We start from the raw sequence: 13,468 nt of genomic DNA, 5'->3' as shown, positions 1-13,468 counted from the left end.
GTCTTTCAGGCGGAAAGGAAAATGGTCTCAGGCGTCGGCGCGCACGCCGGCTTCTTTCACGATGCGGCCCCACTTGGTGTATTCGCTCGCGATGAAGGCGCCGAACTTCTCGGGGCTGCCGCCCGCGTCCTCGGCGCCGAACTCGTCGAGCCGCTGCGCGATGTCGGGCAGGGCCAGCACGCGGTTGATGTCCTCGCTCATGCGCTGCACCATCGGCGCGGCCATGCCGCGCGGGCCGACCAGGCCGTACCACGAGGCCGCGTCCAGCCCCGGAAAGCCCGACTCGGCGAGCGTGGGCACGGTGGGATGGCTGCGCGCGCGCTGCAGCCGCGTCTGCGCGATCGCGATCACCTTGCCCTGCTTCACGAAGGGCGTGGCGGCAGTCATGGTGTCGAAGGCATAGTCGATCTGCCCACCGAGCAGGTCGACGATCAGGGCGCTCGAGCCCTTGTAGGGCACATGCACCGCATCGACCTTGGCCTGCAGCTTGAACATCTCGAAGGCCAGGTGCTGCGCCGAGCCGATGCCCGAGGAGCCGAAGGACACGCGGCCCGGCCGCTCGCGGCACAGCGCCACGACCTCGGGCAGGGTGCGCGCCTTCTGCGCCGGCGCGCAGGTCAGCATGTTCGGCGTCACGCCCACCAGGGTCAGCGGCGTGAAGTCGCGCCGCGGGTCGTAGCGCACGCCGGTCAGCAGCGCCGGCGCGATCGCGTGGCTGTTGACGTGCGCCATCAGCAGGGTGTTGCCGTCGGGCGGCTGCTTGCTCACGTAGTCGGCCGCGATCGCGCCGGTGGCGCCGGGCTTGTTCTCGACCACCACCGATGCGTTCCACATCGCGCCCAGCTTCTGGCCGATGACGCGCGCCAGCACGTCGGTGCCGCCGCCGGGCGCGAAGCCCACCACGATCTTCACGGGGCCGGCCGGTGGCGCCGCCTCGTTCGCGGCGCGCACCAGTCCCGGTGCGGCGAGGGCGGCCGCGGCCGCCAGGGTGAAGCTTCTGCGTTGCATGCTGCGATGTCTCCGTCGTTCTTTAGGGTCGACGGATGGTGCGCAAGGCCCGCACCGGGCGCCATCGCTATTTGGGCGAGGCTGGATTCGCGTTTTGCGTATCCGCGAGCACGCGCGCCACGCTGGCCGCGGCGCGCGACAGCGAATCCCCGGCGCGATGGCACAGCACGAACTGGCGCCGCGCCCAGTCGCCGCGGATCGGCAATCGCGCGAAGCGGCTGCCCGCGGCCACATGGCGCGCGATGGCCGCCGGCATGACGCCGATGCCCAGGTCCTGCGCCACCAGCGCCGCGATGCTGTCGAAGCCGCCCACGCGCATGCGCATGCGCAGCAGCTGGCCGGTCTCGTCGGCCAGCCGCGCGAGCATGAGCGAGATCGCCGAGCCCTCGTTGAGCACGATCAGGTCGCAGGCCAGGATGTCCTCGAGCACCACCTCGCGCCGGCCGGCCAGCGCATGGCCGCGCGCGGTGACGGCCACCAGCTCATCGCCGCGGTAGGGCAGCATCGGCAGGTCGATGGCACCGAGGCTGGCCTCGTAGATGCCGATGTCGACCGTGCCGCGGCGCAGCGCCTGCTGCACCACCTGGCTGTTCATCTCCTGCAGGTCGATGCGCACGCCGGGGCAGGCGGCGGCGCAGCGCTCGATGTCGCGCGGCATGAACTGGATCACGGCCGACTTCGGCGCCGCCACGCGCACCACGCCCTGCTCGCCGCCGAGATAGGAGGCCGCGTCGTCCTGCATGCGCAGCACGGTGTGGGTGATGTTGCGCGCATGCGCGAGCATCGCGCGCCCGGCATCGGTCAGCACCATGCCGTGCGGGCGGCGCTCGAACAGCGCCACGCCGAATTGCGACTCGAGCTCGAGGATGCGGCGCGAGGCCGCGGCCGGCGCCATGTGCATGCGCTCGGCGCCGCGCGTGACGCCGCCGAGCTCGGCGGTGGCGATGAAGAGCTGGACCGTCGTGAGGTCGAAATGCAGGCGCGTGCTCATGGGAAGGCGATGCCGGCCTCGCCGCTGCGCCAGGGCGGGTTCTTGCGCATGACGCTGTCGAACAGCGGCGAGGCGATCCAGTCCGCGAGCCAGGCGCGCAGCCGCGGCCAGGGCTGGGCCTCGAACCAGGCCGGCTCGACCATCGCGTACTGGCGCACGAAGGGCATCAGCGCGGCATCGGCCAGGGTGGCGTGGGCGCCGAGCAGGAAGGCCGAGGCGGCCAGCCGCGCCTCGAGCTCGCGCAGGAAGCGCGCGCCCTGTTCGCGGGCCTCGGCCTGCACCGCATCGGCGAAGCGGCCCGGGTACTTGTAGCGGTCGAGCTGCGGCTTGAAGCGGTCGTCGCAGGCGGCGACCAGCGCCTCGGTGTCGCCGGGCTGCAGCCAGCGCAGCGGATCGGCCGCCGCGAGCGCCCAGCGCATGATGTCCAGGCTCTGGTCGATCACCGTGCCGTCGGCCAGCACGAGCACCGGCACCGTGCCCTTGGGCGAGGCGGCCAGCATCTCGGGCGGCTTGCGCTTGAGCTCGACCTCGCGCAGCTCGCAGCGCTGGCCGCTCGCCGCCAGCGCGAGGCGGGCGCGCATCGCATAGGGGCAGCGGCGGAAGCTGTAGAGCACGGGCGGGGTCATCGGCGGCGGGAAGGCGGAGGCGGGCCCCGAGTCTATCGGCGCGGCCGGAGGCGGGGGCGGCGGGCGCTTTTGCGCTTTACATGCAACCGTGTTGCGTCATTCATATAATGCAATGCAGTTGCATATCAACTAGACCCACGCCATGCCCCAACGCCTTCCCGTCACCGTGCTGTCCGGCTTCCTCGGCGCCGGCAAGACCACGCTGCTCAACCACATCCTGCACAACCGCGAGGGCCGGCGCGTGGCGGTGATCGTCAACGACATGAGCGAGGTCAACATCGACGCCGCGCTGGTGCGCGAGGGCGGGGCCGAGCTGTCGCGCACCGACGAGCGGCTGGTCGAGATGAGCAACGGCTGCATCTGCTGCACCTTGCGCGAGGACCTGCTGATCGAGGTCGGGCGGCTCGCGAAGGAGGGCCGCTTCGACCAGTTGGTGATCGAGTCGACCGGCATCTCCGAGCCGCTGCCGGTGGCCGAGACCTTCACCTTCGCGGGCGAGGACGGCAAGAGCCTGGCGGACGTGGCGCGGCTCGACACCATGGTCACGGTGGTCGATGCCTTCAATTTCCTGCGCGACTACGGCTCGGCCGACAGCCTGCGGCAGCGCGGCCAGTCGCTGGGCGACGAGGACGCGCGCACCGTGGTCGACCTGCTGATCGAGCAGATCGAGTTCTGCGACGTGCTGGTGCTCAACAAGACCGACCTGGTGAGCGCGGCCGAGCGCGAGCGGCTGATGGCGATCCTCAAGAGCCTGAATCCGCGCGCGCGCATCGAGCTGTCGGAGTTCGGCCGCGTTTCGCTCGACCGGGTGCTCGACACCGGCCTGTTCGATTTCGCGCAGGCCGAGCAGGCGCCGGGCTGGCTGGCCGAGCTGCGCGGCGAGCACCTGCCCGAGAGCGAGGCCTACGGCATCCGCAGCTTCGTCTACCGCGCGCGGCTGCCGTTCAATCCGCAGCGCTTCTGGGACCTGGTGCAGGAGGAGTGGGAGGGCGTGGTGCGCTCCAAAGGCTTCTTCTGGCTCGCGAGCCGGCCCACGCGCGCGGGCAGCTGGTCGCAGGCCGGCGGCGCCTGCCGCTATGGCGCGGCGGGTTTCTGGTGGGCGGCGGTGCCGCGCGAGCACTGGCCCGGCGATCCCGAGGGACTGGCGCTGATCCAGAGCCACTGGGACCCGGCCACGGGCGATGCGCGGCAGGAACTGGTGCTGATCGGCATCGGCATGGACGAGGCCGCGCTGCGCGCGCGGCTCGATGCCTGCCTGCTCACCGAGGAAGAGATGCGCTACGGCGCCTCGTGGTGGCAGAACCTGCCGGACCCTTTCCCGTCCTGGAACGCGTAGGGCGGGCGGCGGGCCGGGCCGCGGGAGCGGCTTCGGCGGGCACGCAGTCGCCGCAGGTGCCGTGCAGGGTGAGCGCGGTGCGGCGGGTGTCGATGCCCTGCTTGCGCAGCGCGCGGCCGAGCCGGCCCATGACCTTCGGCAGTTCGGGGTCGGAGGGCAGGGCCAGCACCTTGTGGCACTGGTCGCACTCGAAGGTGTTGCCCGAGGCGGCCTCGACGTGGCGCGCGAAGCGGTTCACGCGGTCGGCGCCGACGCGGCGGTCGCACAGGCCGACCTCGACCAGCCGGTCGAGCACGCGGTAGATCGTGACCCGGTCGGGTTCCTCCCCGGTGGCGGTGGTGTAGGCCGCGGCGACTTCGTCGTGCGTGAGCGGTTGGGAGGTGTGCTCGAGCAGCTCGAGCACGGTCTGGGCGGCGCGCGTGACGCGCAGTCCGCGGTCGCGCAGCTGGCTTTCGCTGTCGAAGGTTGCGTGGGCCATTCGGGGCTTCGGTTGCGAGGTCGTTGTCTTCATGCGAGCCGCCATTGTGTTGCATCCCGCGTCGTCGTGGGCGCGCCGCGGTGAATCGCCCGGCTTCCATGCCAGATAATCCGCGCGAATCGGACAGACCACGGACGCCACGACACGACAGCATGGACACGGGACGCGACGGCGACGCACTGAGCCACCTGCTCGCGGGCTACAAGTCCGAGCGCGCCGTCACGGCGCGCTTCTCGCTCTCGGCGCCCTGGGCGCTGCACTCGACCGGCGTGGACGGCCCGCTGATCCGCCTGTGCACCGGCGCGCCCTACTGGATTTCGGTGGGCGATGCCGAACCGGTGCAGGTGGCGCCGCACGACATCGCGATGCTGCCGCAGGGCGGCGCGCACACGGTGTCGTCGGCGCCGGGGCTCGAGGCGCGGCCGTTCCGCGAGCTGATCGCCGCGCATTCCACCGGCCGCCACGGCGACCACCCGATCGTGTTCTCGCACGGCGGCGGCGGTCCGGTCACCGAACTGTTCTCGCTGCACCTGTGGCTGCCGGCCCAGGGGCTGGGTTCGATCATCGCGAGCCTGCCGCCGCTGATCGTGCTGCGCCAGGCGCAGATTCCCACCACGGCCTCGCTCGCGCTGGCGATGGAGACGCTGGTCAACGAGACCGTGGCGCAGCGCCCGGGCTGGCAGCTCTCGGCCGCGCGCATGGCCGACCTGCTGCTGGTCCACATCCTCTGCGAGCACCTGTACGCGCAGCCGGCCGCGGCGCCGGCCGAGCGCCTGGGCACCCTGCGCGGGCTCGACGACGAGAGCATCGCGCGCGCCATGGCGCTGATGCACGAGCGGCCCGCGCATCCGTGGTCGGTGGCGACGCTGGCGCAGGCCAGCTACCTGTCGCGCACCATCTTCAGCGAGCGCTTCCGCACGCTGGTGGGCGTGACGCCGATGCACTACCTGGGCTCCTACCGCATGACGCTGGCGGCCGAGAAGCTCAAGAACCGGCAGCTGAGCCTGCACCAGGTGGCCGAGGCGGTGGGCTACGCGTCGGAGAAGGCGTTCTCGCGCGCCTTCCAGCGCTGGACCGGGCTCACGCCCAGCGCCTACGCCCGGCGCCACGGCGCCGTCTGAACGCCGTCATCGTCCGGTCACGGACGAACGGTGACCAAATCCGGCGCGCCGGAGGTTGAGCCGCCGGCCCCGGGGCCGAAGAATCGCCGCATTCCCATCACGGCCCGCGCAGCACGCGGGCCAGAGAGACGACGACATGACGGCTTCCCCTTCGCGCCCCCGGCGGCAGCGCGCGATCCCCACGGTGCGCGATCCCGCGCTCGAGCTTTCGCTGGTCAAGCCGATCGCGACCGGCGACAACCACCAGCGCGCGGCCACGGTGCAGGACACCGAGGGCGAGCCGCTGCTGCAGTTCGAGGGCCGCAGCAACCCCTACCTCGTGCACCAGCGCAACGACCTGCTGCTGAGCCTTCAGCACATGCGCAGCGAAGGCCATGACGAGATGGTGTTCATGTGCATCACCCACTGCAAGGAACTGAGCTTCAAGGCGATCCACTACGAACTCTCGAACATGCAGCTGCGCGTGCGCGCCGACGACGTGGTCGGCGCGCTGCAGCTCGCGCCGCGGGTGTGCGCGCTGCTCGAGTTCCTGGCCAAGACCTGGGACGTGCTCTCGACCATCACGCCGCACGAGTTCAACCAGTTCCGCAACACGCTGGGCATCGCCTCGGGCCAGCAGTCCTACATGTACCGGCACGTGGAATTCATCCTCGGCAACAAGTCGATTCCGCTGGCGCGCGCGCATGCCAACAACCCCGACGTGTGGCCCCACATGGAACGCGCGCTGAATGCGCCGAGCCTCTACGACGACGTGCTCGCGCTGCTGCACCGGCGCGGCATGCCGGTGCCGGCCGAGGCGCTGGCGCGCGACTGGTCGGCCAGCTATGCGCCGAACGCGGGCGTGGAGGCCGCGTGGCTGCAGGTCTACGGCGATCCGGCACCCGAGAACGATCTCTACCGGCTCGGCGAGGCGCTGATGGACATCGCCGACGTGTTCTCGCAGTACCGCTGGCGCCATTTCGTCTCGGTCGAACGCATCCTGGGCTTCAAGCCCGGCACCGGTGGCTCGGCCGGCGTGGGCTGGCTGCGCAGCGTGGTCGACCACCGCTTCTTTCCCGAGCTGTGGTCGGTGCGTACGCGGCTCTGAGCCTTTTCTTTCGTTTTTCTTTCTGGAGCACGCGTGTTCGATCAACTGCCGGCCCATGCCGACGATCCCATCCTCGGCCTGTTCGAGGCCTACAAGGCCGACCCGCGGCCGCACAAGGTCAACCTCGGCATCGGCATCTATTGCGACGAGCAGGGCCGGGTGCCGGTGCTGGCTTCGGTGCGCGCGGCGCGCGCGCTGCTGGCCGAGGCCGATGCGCCCAGCGTCTATGCGCCGACCGAGGGGGCGCAGCCCTACCGGGACGCGGTGCGGCAGCTGGTGTTCGGCGAGGTGGCAACGGCGCCGCTCGTGGTGGTGCAGACCGTGGCCGGCACCGGCGCGCTCAAGACCGGCGCGGACCTGCTCAAGGACCTGTCGCCCGAGGCCACGGTGTGGATGCCCGACCCGACCTGGGCCAACCATGCGGCGATCTTCGAGGGCGCGGGGCTGCGCGTCGATCACTATCCCTACTACGACGGCAGCACCGGCGGCTTCGATCTCGACGGCGCCATCGCCACGCTCGGCAAGCTTCCGGCCGGCGACATCGTGCTGCTGCATCCCTGTTGCCACAACCCGACCGGCGTGGATCCCTCGCACGACGAATGGCGAGCGCTGTTCGACACCATCGCGCAGCGCGGCCTGCTGCCCTTCTTCGACATGGCCTACCAGGGCTTCGCGCAGGGCGTGGACGAGGATGCCTGGGCGGTGCGCGAATGCGTGCGGCGCGGCATCGCCTGCCTGGTGGCGAGCTCGTTCTCGAAGATCTTCTCGCTCTATGGCGAACGCGTGGGCGCGCTCGCCGTGCATGCGCCGGGCGCCGACGCGGCGCGGCTGCTGGGCCGGCTCAAGCTCGGCATCCGGCGCAGCTATTCGTGCCCGCCGGGGCGGGGCGCGGCACTGGTGCAGGCGATCCTGTCGGACAGCGCGCTCGAATCGCAATGGCGCGCCGAGCTCGAGGCGATGCGGCTGCGCATGCGGGCGATGCGCACGGCGCTGCATCGCGCGTTGCATCGGGCGCTAGGGCCGGGCTCCGACTACCTGGTGGCGCAGCACGGCATGTTCAGCTACACGGGACTGGCGCCCGCGCGGATCGATGCGCTGCGCGAACGCTTCGGCGTCTACCTCGTGGGCTCGGGGCGGCTGTGCGTCGCGGGGCTCAATGCCTCGAACATCGAACGGGTGAGCGCCGCGCTCGCGGCGGTGCGCGCATGACGCGGCCCGAACGCATCCTCGTCGTGGGCGCCGGCATCGCGGGCTGTTCGGCGGCGATCGCGCTGGCGAGCCGGGGCTTCGGCGTCACGCTGGTCGAGAAGCAGGCCGAATGGCGCTTCCAGAGCTCGGGCATCTTCATCTACGGCAACGGGCTCGAGGCGCTGCGCGCGGTGGGCGTGCTGCCGCGCATCCTCGAGGCCGGCTTCGCGATCGAGGACGGGCGCAACGTCTACCTCGACCACCTCGGCGCGCCGATCGTCGACGTGTTCTATCCACGCTCGCAGGGCGGCGCGGCGCCGATCGTGGGCATCAAGCGCGCGGAGATGCACCGCGTGCTCGCGGACCGGCTGTCGGCGCTGGGCGTGGAGATACGGCTCGCGACCACGGTGGAACGGGTCGACGCCGGAGGCGAGCGCGCGCAGGTCACGCTGTCCGACGGCCGCACGGAGCGCTTCGACCTGGTCGTCGGCGCCGACGGCATCCGCTCGCAGCTGCGCGAACAAGTGGCGGGCGCGCTCGCGCCGCGCTACACCGGCTTCGGCGTCTGGCGCAGCGTGCACGAGCGGCCGCGCGCGCTGGTGGCCAAGATCATGATGATGGGCATCGGCAAGCGGCTGGGCATCATGCCGATCGCCGACGACCGGCTCTACCTGTTCGGCACCGTCGCCGAGCCGGCCGGTCGCTGGTATCCGAAGGAGGACTGGCCCGCGCGCATGCGCGAGCGCTTCGCCGAGTTCGGCGGACCGGCGCGGCCCTTCCTCGACCAGCTCGGCGCGGACTCGGAACTGCTCTACACCGCGGTCGAGGAGGTGCAGGCGCCGCTGCCCTGGCATGCAGGGCGCCTGCTGCTGATCGGCGACGCGGCCCATGCCTCGACGCCGTTCATGGGGCAGGGCGGCGCGATGGCGGTGGAGGACGCGGTGGTGCTGGCCGAGATGCTGGCCGAGCACGGCATTTCGGACGCCAGCTTGGGCGCCTTCGGCGAGCGCCGCTATCCGATGTGCCGCTTCGTGCAGGACGCCTCGCGCCGGGTGGGCGAGGCCGGGGCGGTGGAGGACGCCGCGGGCTGCGCCTTGCGCAACGCGGCGATGCGCGAGGGCGCGCAGCGGCAGGTCGACGCGTTCTACGGCCAGCTGGACGCGCTGCGCGCGGGGTAGCGAGGGCCCTTATGTCCGAATCGCCCTAAGCATCTGACGAATGGGTCGTTCGCGTCCGGACGAGGGCGCGACAGAATCGCGCGCGTTCCCCAGTCCGTACCCGAAAGTTCTCCATGCGCGTTCCCTCCCTGTTCAAGACGGCCCTCCTGTTGTGGGCCGGCGCGTCGATCGCCCTGGGCGCGCAGGCGCAAACCCCCGCCGCTTCCTATCCGGCCAAGGCGGTCCACATCACCGTCGCCAACACGCCCGGCAGCTCGCCCGACGTGCTCGCGCGTTACCTTTCGACGCGGCTGTCGGAGCAATGGAAGCAGCCGGTGGTGGTCGACAACAAGGCCGGCGCGGCCGGCATCCTCGCGGCCGACGGGCTCGCCAAGGCGCAGCCCGACGGCTATGCGCTGCTGGTGGGCGCCGACGGCCCGATCACCATCCTGCCGAATCTGCAGGCCAGCCTGCCCTACGACGCGCGGCGCGACCTGCTGCCGGTGGTGTCGTTGGGCCAGATCGACTTCGTGCTGGTGGCCAATCCCAAGACCGGCTTCCGCAGCGTGGCCGACTTCGTGCGCGCCGCCAAGGCGCAGCCGGGCCGCATCAACTACGCCTCGGCCGGCAACGGCAGTCCGCAGCAGTTGGGCATGGAGCTGTTCAAGCAGAAGGCCGGCATCTATGTGACCCACATCCCCTACCGCGGCGGCCCGCTGGGCATGCAGGACGTGATCGCGGGCCAGGTCGACGTGATGCTGATCGCCGTGGGCCCGGCGCTGCCGCACATCCGCAGCGGCCGGCTGGTGGCGCTGGGCACGGGCGGCGAGAAGCGCCATCCGCTGCTGCCCGAGGTGCCGACCCTGGCCGAGAGCTACCCCGGCTACCGCGCGGGCACCTGGTTCGGGCTGTTCGCGCCCGCGGGCACGCCGCAGCCGGTGGTCGACGCGATCGCGCAGGAGGCCGGCCGCATCGTGCGCACGCCGGCCGCGCGCGCCGACCTCGCGGCCCAGGGCATCGAGGCCACCGGTTTCGCGCAGCGCCAGTTCCAGGGGCAGGTGGCGGCCGAGTACGAGCGCTATGCGCAGATCGTGAAGGCGAACGGCATCAAGGCGGAATAGAAGCCGGTCAACGCACCGACTTGGCCAGCGCCCGGGCGAAGGCCGCGACATCCTCGTCGCGGCAGACTTCCGCCACCAGCGGCGCATGGCCCTGCGCCACGGCCGCCAGGGCCATCGCCTTCTTCGGGCACAGGCCCAGGCAGCTGGACTGCACCACGCGCAGCCGCAGCGGCACATCGCGCAGTTCGTGCTTCAGTTCCTTGCGCACCGGCCTGGCCTGCAGCTTCGCGGGACCGTCCTTGCGCGCCTCGCACTCGCCGCAGACCAGCACGAGGCCGGCCAGCTTGGTATCGACCAGGGGTGGGGAATGGCTCACGCGGGGTCCTTCGCTGGGGTTCTTGCGGACCATCTTGGGGGCGAGGCCGCGCCGCGCAAGTCGGCCAAGCGGCCGTCCGGGTGCGCGGGATGGGGCGAATCCCTGTGCCGGATCAATGCCCCCGCCGGCCCGAATGCGCTAAGGTCCGGCCATCCGCGCCTGTTTGGCGTACTTTTTCACGACTTTCACCGACCATGTCCCGTCCCCCCATCGAGATCGAAACCGCCCCCCATCCCACCGCCACGGTGATCGTGATGCATGGCCTGGGCGCCGACGGCAACGACTTCGTGCCCATCGCCAACGAGCTCGACCTCTCGAGCGTGGGGCCGGTGCGCTTCGTGTTCCCGAACGCGCCCGTGATCCCGGTCACCATCAACGGCGGCTACCAGATGCCGGCCTGGTACGACATCGCGGTGGCCGACCTGGTGGCGCGCGAGGACGAGACCGGCCTGCGCCGCTCGCAGGCCACGATCGAGGCGCTGATCGCCAACGAGAAGGCGCGCGGCATCGCGGCCGGGCGCATCGTGGTGGCCGGCTTCTCGCAGGGCTGCGCGATGGCGCTGATGACCGGGCTGCGCCATGGCGAGCGGCTCGCGGGCATCGTCGGCCTCTCGGGCTACCTGCCGATCGCGGCCACCACCGCGGCCGAGCGCCATGCGTCCAACCACGACACGCCGGTGTTCCTGGCCCATGGCCGGCAGGACCCGGTGGTGCCGATCGCGCGCGCCCAGCAGTCGCGCGACGCGCTCGCGGCGCTGGGCTACGCCGTCGAATGGCGCGAGTACGCGATGGCGCACTCGGTCTGCCTCGAGGAGATCGGCGACCTCAACGCCTTCCTGCTGCGCGTGCTCGCCCCCTGAACCGGCGGGCCGAGGCGCCCGCGACCCGAAAAAGGAGACACCCCATGATCCTCGTCATCGGCCATGCCACCGCCAAGCCCGACACCCTGCAGGCCATGCTCGCGATCAGCGTCGAGCACGTGCAGCGCTCGCGCGCCGAGCCCGGCTGCCTCTCGCACGAGGTCTCGACCGACGCGATGCAGCCGCTGCGCCTCACCTTCGTCGAGCGCTGGAGCGACATGGCGGCGCTGCAGGTGCATTTCCGCGTCGAGGCCTCGCGCGCCTTCGGCAAGGCGCTGGCCGCGATGGCCGACGGGCCGCCGCAGATCCATGTCTACCAGTCCGAGGAGATCGACCTGGCCGGCCTCGCGGGCCGTTCGGGCGCTGCTTCACGGCCCCCCGAAAAGAGCTGATCGCCCCACCGAATCGAAAGGTGATGCTATGGAAAAAATAGCGAGCCGCAGCATAGCCGGCAGCGGGTTTCCCTGCACGAGCAGCGCCCGCGCCGCCGTGCTACCTTCCAGCCCCTCAGAAGATTGATGGGTCATAACAATATGAGCAACAGATTGCAGGAGAGGCTGGGTTCGCTCTCGGCCGGGCGGTTGAAGGGCATGCGGCGCGGCATCGAGAAGGAAAGCCTGCGCGCGCTGCCCGACGGCAAGCTCGCGCTGACGCCCCATCCGCTCGCGCTCGGCTCGGCGCTGACCCATCCGCACATCACGACCGACTTCAGCGAGTCGCAGCTCGAGTTGATCACCGGCGTGCACGGCGATGCCGAGGCCGCGCTCGACGAGCTGACCCGCGTCCACCAGTTCACCTACCGCGTGCTCGACCAGCTCGGCGACGAGCGCATGTGGGTCTCGAGCATGCCCTGCGGCCTGCCGACCGACGAGACCATTCCGATCGGCCGCTACGGCTCCTCGAACGTGGGCCGCGCCAAGAGCGTCTACCGCATGGGCCTGAGCCATCGCTACGGCCGCCGCATGCAGACCATCTCGGGCATCCACTACAACTGGTCGCTGCCCGAGGTCTCGAGCGAGGAGTACTTCGCGCTGATCCGCAACTTCCGCCGCCACGCCTTCCTGCTGCTGTACCTGTTCGGCGCCTCGCCGGCGCTGTGCTCGAGTTTCGTCGCGGGCCGCCCGCACGAGCTGCAGCCGCTGGGCGACGGCAGCATGTTCATGCCGCACGGCACCTCGCTGCGCATGGGCCGCCTGGGCTACCAGAGCGACGCGCAGGCCTCGCTGGCCGTGAGCTACAACAGCCTCGAGGGCTACGGCGCCTCGCTGCAGGATGCGCTCACGCGCCCGTGGCCGGCCTACGAGGCCATCGGCATCCGCAACCTCGGCGGCGACTACAACCAGCTCGGCACCAGCCTGCTGCAGATCGAGAACGAGTTCTACGGCACGATCCGCCCCAAGCGCGTGATCAACCCCGGCGAGCGCCCGCTGCATGCGCTGCGCGAGCGCGGCGTGGAGTACGTCGAGGTCCGGCTCATGGACCTCGATCCCTTCGAGACCGTGGGCATCAACGCCCAGACGATGCGCTTCCTCGACGTGTTCCTGCTGCACTGCCTGCTGAGCGACAGTCCCGACGACACGCCGCAGGAGATCGCCGACCTCGCGCACAACCAGCACCTGACGGCCGCGCGCGGCCGCGAGCCGGGCCTGGCGCTGCGCCGCGGCGGCCAGCCGGTGACGCTGGTCGACTGGGGCCTGGAGCTGATCGAGCAGTGCGCGCCGATCGCCGAGCGGCTCGATGCCGCGCACGGCGGCACGGCCCATGCCGAGGCGGTGCGCGCGGCGCGCGAGGCGCTCGGCAACCCCGACAGCCTGCCCTCGGCGCGGGTGCTCGCGGCGATCGAGCGCGAGCATGCCAACTCCTTCGTCGGCTTCGTTCGCGCGCGCTCCGAGCAGACCCGCGCCGCGCTCATGGCGCTGCCCTTCTCCGAGGCGCAGCGTGCCGAGTTCGCGCGCATGACCGAGGACTCGATCCAGGAGCAGAAGCGCATCGAGATGGCCGACACCCTGCCGTTCGAGATCTACCGCGAGCAGTACGTCTCGCCCGCGCGCCTGGGCGTGGGCCGGGGCCAGCGGGTGGCCGTCGCGGCCTGAAGCCCGGCCGCCGGGCCTCCGGCTGACGACAGCCGTCTTGGCCCGTGGCCTACAGGCGGTCGGTGCCGCTGGCTCACGCTGCACCG

Annotated in this window: 14 protein-coding genes; 9 read left to right on the top strand and 5 right to left on the bottom strand. The window is 71.2% G+C overall.

Annotated features, from left to right (window positions below):
* Positions 1-27 precede the first annotated feature (27 nt).
* The 3 genes from AC1HIL_RS26455 to AC1HIL_RS26445 all read right to left on the bottom strand — a co-directional run bounded on the left by AC1HIL_RS26455 (position 28) and on the right by AC1HIL_RS26445 (position 2,625).
* The gene (locus AC1HIL_RS26455; RefSeq protein WP_479670410.1) at positions 28-1,008 is read right to left on the bottom strand and encodes a tripartite tricarboxylate transporter substrate binding protein; all 981 of its coding nucleotides are present in this window, start codon (positions 1,006-1,008) and stop codon (positions 28-30) included.
* A 67-nt stretch (positions 1,009-1,075) separates the two neighbouring features.
* The gene (locus tag AC1HIL_RS26450; protein ID WP_057595642.1) at positions 1,076-1,999 is read right to left on the bottom strand and encodes a LysR family transcriptional regulator; all 924 of its coding nucleotides are present in this window, start codon (positions 1,997-1,999) and stop codon (positions 1,076-1,078) included.
* Entirely contained in the window at positions 1,996-2,625 is a 630-nt protein-coding gene (locus AC1HIL_RS26445; protein ID WP_479670409.1) for a glutathione S-transferase, read from the bottom strand. The genes AC1HIL_RS26450 and AC1HIL_RS26445 overlap by 4 nt, the downstream gene beginning before the upstream one ends.
* Positions 2,626-2,767: 142 nt before the next feature.
* Here AC1HIL_RS26445 and zigA point away from each other — a divergent pair, with 142 nt between their 5' ends.
* Complete coding sequence (gene zigA / locus AC1HIL_RS26440) at positions 2,768-3,961, top strand: zinc metallochaperone GTPase ZigA (protein ID WP_479670408.1); 1,194 nt, start codon at positions 2,768-2,770, stop codon at positions 3,959-3,961.
* On the opposite strand, the gene AC1HIL_RS26435 is transcribed toward zigA, so the two are convergent.
* Entirely contained in the window at positions 3,885-4,439 is a 555-nt protein-coding gene (locus AC1HIL_RS26435; RefSeq protein ID WP_256222257.1) for a Fur family transcriptional regulator, read from the bottom strand. The genes zigA and AC1HIL_RS26435 overlap by 77 nt on opposite strands.
* A 152-nt stretch (positions 4,440-4,591) precedes the next feature.
* On the opposite strand from AC1HIL_RS26435, the gene AC1HIL_RS26430 reads away from it, so the two are divergent.
* The 5 genes from AC1HIL_RS26430 (at position 4,592) to AC1HIL_RS26410 (ending at position 10,113) form a co-directional block, all read left to right on the top strand.
* Positions 4,592-5,560, top strand: a complete 969-nt coding sequence (locus tag AC1HIL_RS26430) for an AraC family transcriptional regulator (protein WP_479670407.1) — start codon at positions 4,592-4,594, stop codon at positions 5,558-5,560.
* A gap of 136 nt (positions 5,561-5,696) precedes the next feature.
* Positions 5,697-6,647 carry a tryptophan 2,3-dioxygenase gene (locus AC1HIL_RS26425; RefSeq protein WP_479670406.1) on the top strand — a complete coding sequence of 317 codons (951 nt, stop codon included), beginning with the start codon at positions 5,697-5,699 and terminating at the stop codon, positions 6,645-6,647.
* A gap of 33 nt (positions 6,648-6,680) precedes the next feature.
* Positions 6,681-7,856, top strand: coding sequence for an amino acid aminotransferase (locus AC1HIL_RS26420; protein ID WP_479670405.1), 1,176 nt, complete (start codon positions 6,681-6,683; stop codon positions 7,854-7,856).
* On the top strand, positions 7,853-9,013 hold the full coding sequence (locus AC1HIL_RS26415; RefSeq protein WP_479670404.1) for an FAD-dependent oxidoreductase: 1,161 nt from the start codon (positions 7,853-7,855) through the stop codon (positions 9,011-9,013). Before AC1HIL_RS26420 ends, AC1HIL_RS26415 begins: the two co-directional genes overlap by 4 nt.
* A gap of 113 nt (positions 9,014-9,126) precedes the next feature.
* Positions 9,127-10,113: a Bug family tripartite tricarboxylate transporter substrate binding protein gene (locus AC1HIL_RS26410; RefSeq protein ID WP_479670403.1), complete on the top strand. Its 987-nt coding sequence runs from the start codon at positions 9,127-9,129 to the stop codon at positions 10,111-10,113.
* 7 nt (positions 10,114-10,120) lie between these two features.
* On the opposite strand, the gene AC1HIL_RS26405 is transcribed toward AC1HIL_RS26410, so the two are convergent.
* Complete coding sequence (locus AC1HIL_RS26405; RefSeq protein WP_261217440.1) at positions 10,121-10,429, bottom strand: hypothetical protein; 309 nt, start codon at positions 10,427-10,429, stop codon at positions 10,121-10,123.
* Positions 10,430-10,623: 194 nt separating this feature from the next.
* Here AC1HIL_RS26405 and AC1HIL_RS26400 point away from each other — a divergent pair, with 194 nt between their 5' ends.
* The 3 genes from AC1HIL_RS26400 to gshA all read left to right on the top strand — a co-directional run bounded on the left by AC1HIL_RS26400 (position 10,624) and on the right by gshA (position 13,382).
* A complete protein-coding gene (locus tag AC1HIL_RS26400) occupies positions 10,624-11,289 on the top strand; it encodes an alpha/beta hydrolase (RefSeq protein WP_479670402.1) in 666 nt (221 codons plus the stop codon).
* Positions 11,290-11,333: 44 nt separating this feature from the next.
* Positions 11,334-11,681 (top strand): putative quinol monooxygenase, encoded by a 348-nt coding sequence (locus AC1HIL_RS26395; protein WP_261217435.1) that lies wholly within the window; start codon positions 11,334-11,336, stop codon positions 11,679-11,681.
* A gap of 141 nt (positions 11,682-11,822) precedes the next feature.
* Positions 11,823-13,382: a glutamate--cysteine ligase gene (gene gshA / locus AC1HIL_RS26390; protein WP_413762854.1), complete on the top strand. Its 1,560-nt coding sequence runs from the start codon at positions 11,823-11,825 to the stop codon at positions 13,380-13,382.
* The last annotated feature ends 86 nt before the right edge of the window (positions 13,383-13,468 follow it).

The sequence above is a fragment of the Variovorax sp. ISS6 genome, assembly GCF_056523145.1.
The sequence above is the reverse complement of the archived record's forward strand: the minus strand, read 5'-3'. Positions and strand labels throughout refer to the sequence as shown.

Coding starts and splice junctions, on each gene's coding strand:
- AC1HIL_RS26455 (WP_479670410.1), bottom strand. CDS start 1,008: ATGCAACGCAGAAGCTTCACCCTGGCGGCCGCGGCCGCCCTCGCCGCA.
- AC1HIL_RS26450 (WP_057595642.1), bottom strand. CDS start 1,999: ATGAGCACGCGCCTGCATTTCGACCTCACGACGGTCCAGCTCTTCATC.
- AC1HIL_RS26445 (WP_479670409.1), bottom strand. CDS start 2,625: ATGACCCCGCCCGTGCTCTACAGCTTCCGCCGCTGCCCCTATGCGATG.
- zigA (WP_479670408.1), top strand. CDS start 2,768: ATGCCCCAACGCCTTCCCGTCACCGTGCTGTCCGGCTTCCTCGGCGCC.
- AC1HIL_RS26435 (WP_256222257.1), bottom strand. CDS start 4,439: ATGGCCCACGCAACCTTCGACAGCGAAAGCCAGCTGCGCGACCGCGGA.
- AC1HIL_RS26430 (WP_479670407.1), top strand. CDS start 4,592: ATGGACACGGGACGCGACGGCGACGCACTGAGCCACCTGCTCGCGGGC.
- AC1HIL_RS26425 (WP_479670406.1), top strand. CDS start 5,697: ATGACGGCTTCCCCTTCGCGCCCCCGGCGGCAGCGCGCGATCCCCACG.
- AC1HIL_RS26415 (WP_479670404.1), top strand. CDS start 7,853: ATGACGCGGCCCGAACGCATCCTCGTCGTGGGCGCCGGCATCGCGGGC.
- AC1HIL_RS26410 (WP_479670403.1), top strand. CDS start 9,127: ATGCGCGTTCCCTCCCTGTTCAAGACGGCCCTCCTGTTGTGGGCCGGC.
- AC1HIL_RS26400 (WP_479670402.1), top strand. CDS start 10,624: ATGTCCCGTCCCCCCATCGAGATCGAAACCGCCCCCCATCCCACCGCC.
- AC1HIL_RS26395 (WP_261217435.1), top strand. CDS start 11,334: ATGATCCTCGTCATCGGCCATGCCACCGCCAAGCCCGACACCCTGCAG.
- gshA (WP_413762854.1), top strand. CDS start 11,823: ATGAGCAACAGATTGCAGGAGAGGCTGGGTTCGCTCTCGGCCGGGCGG.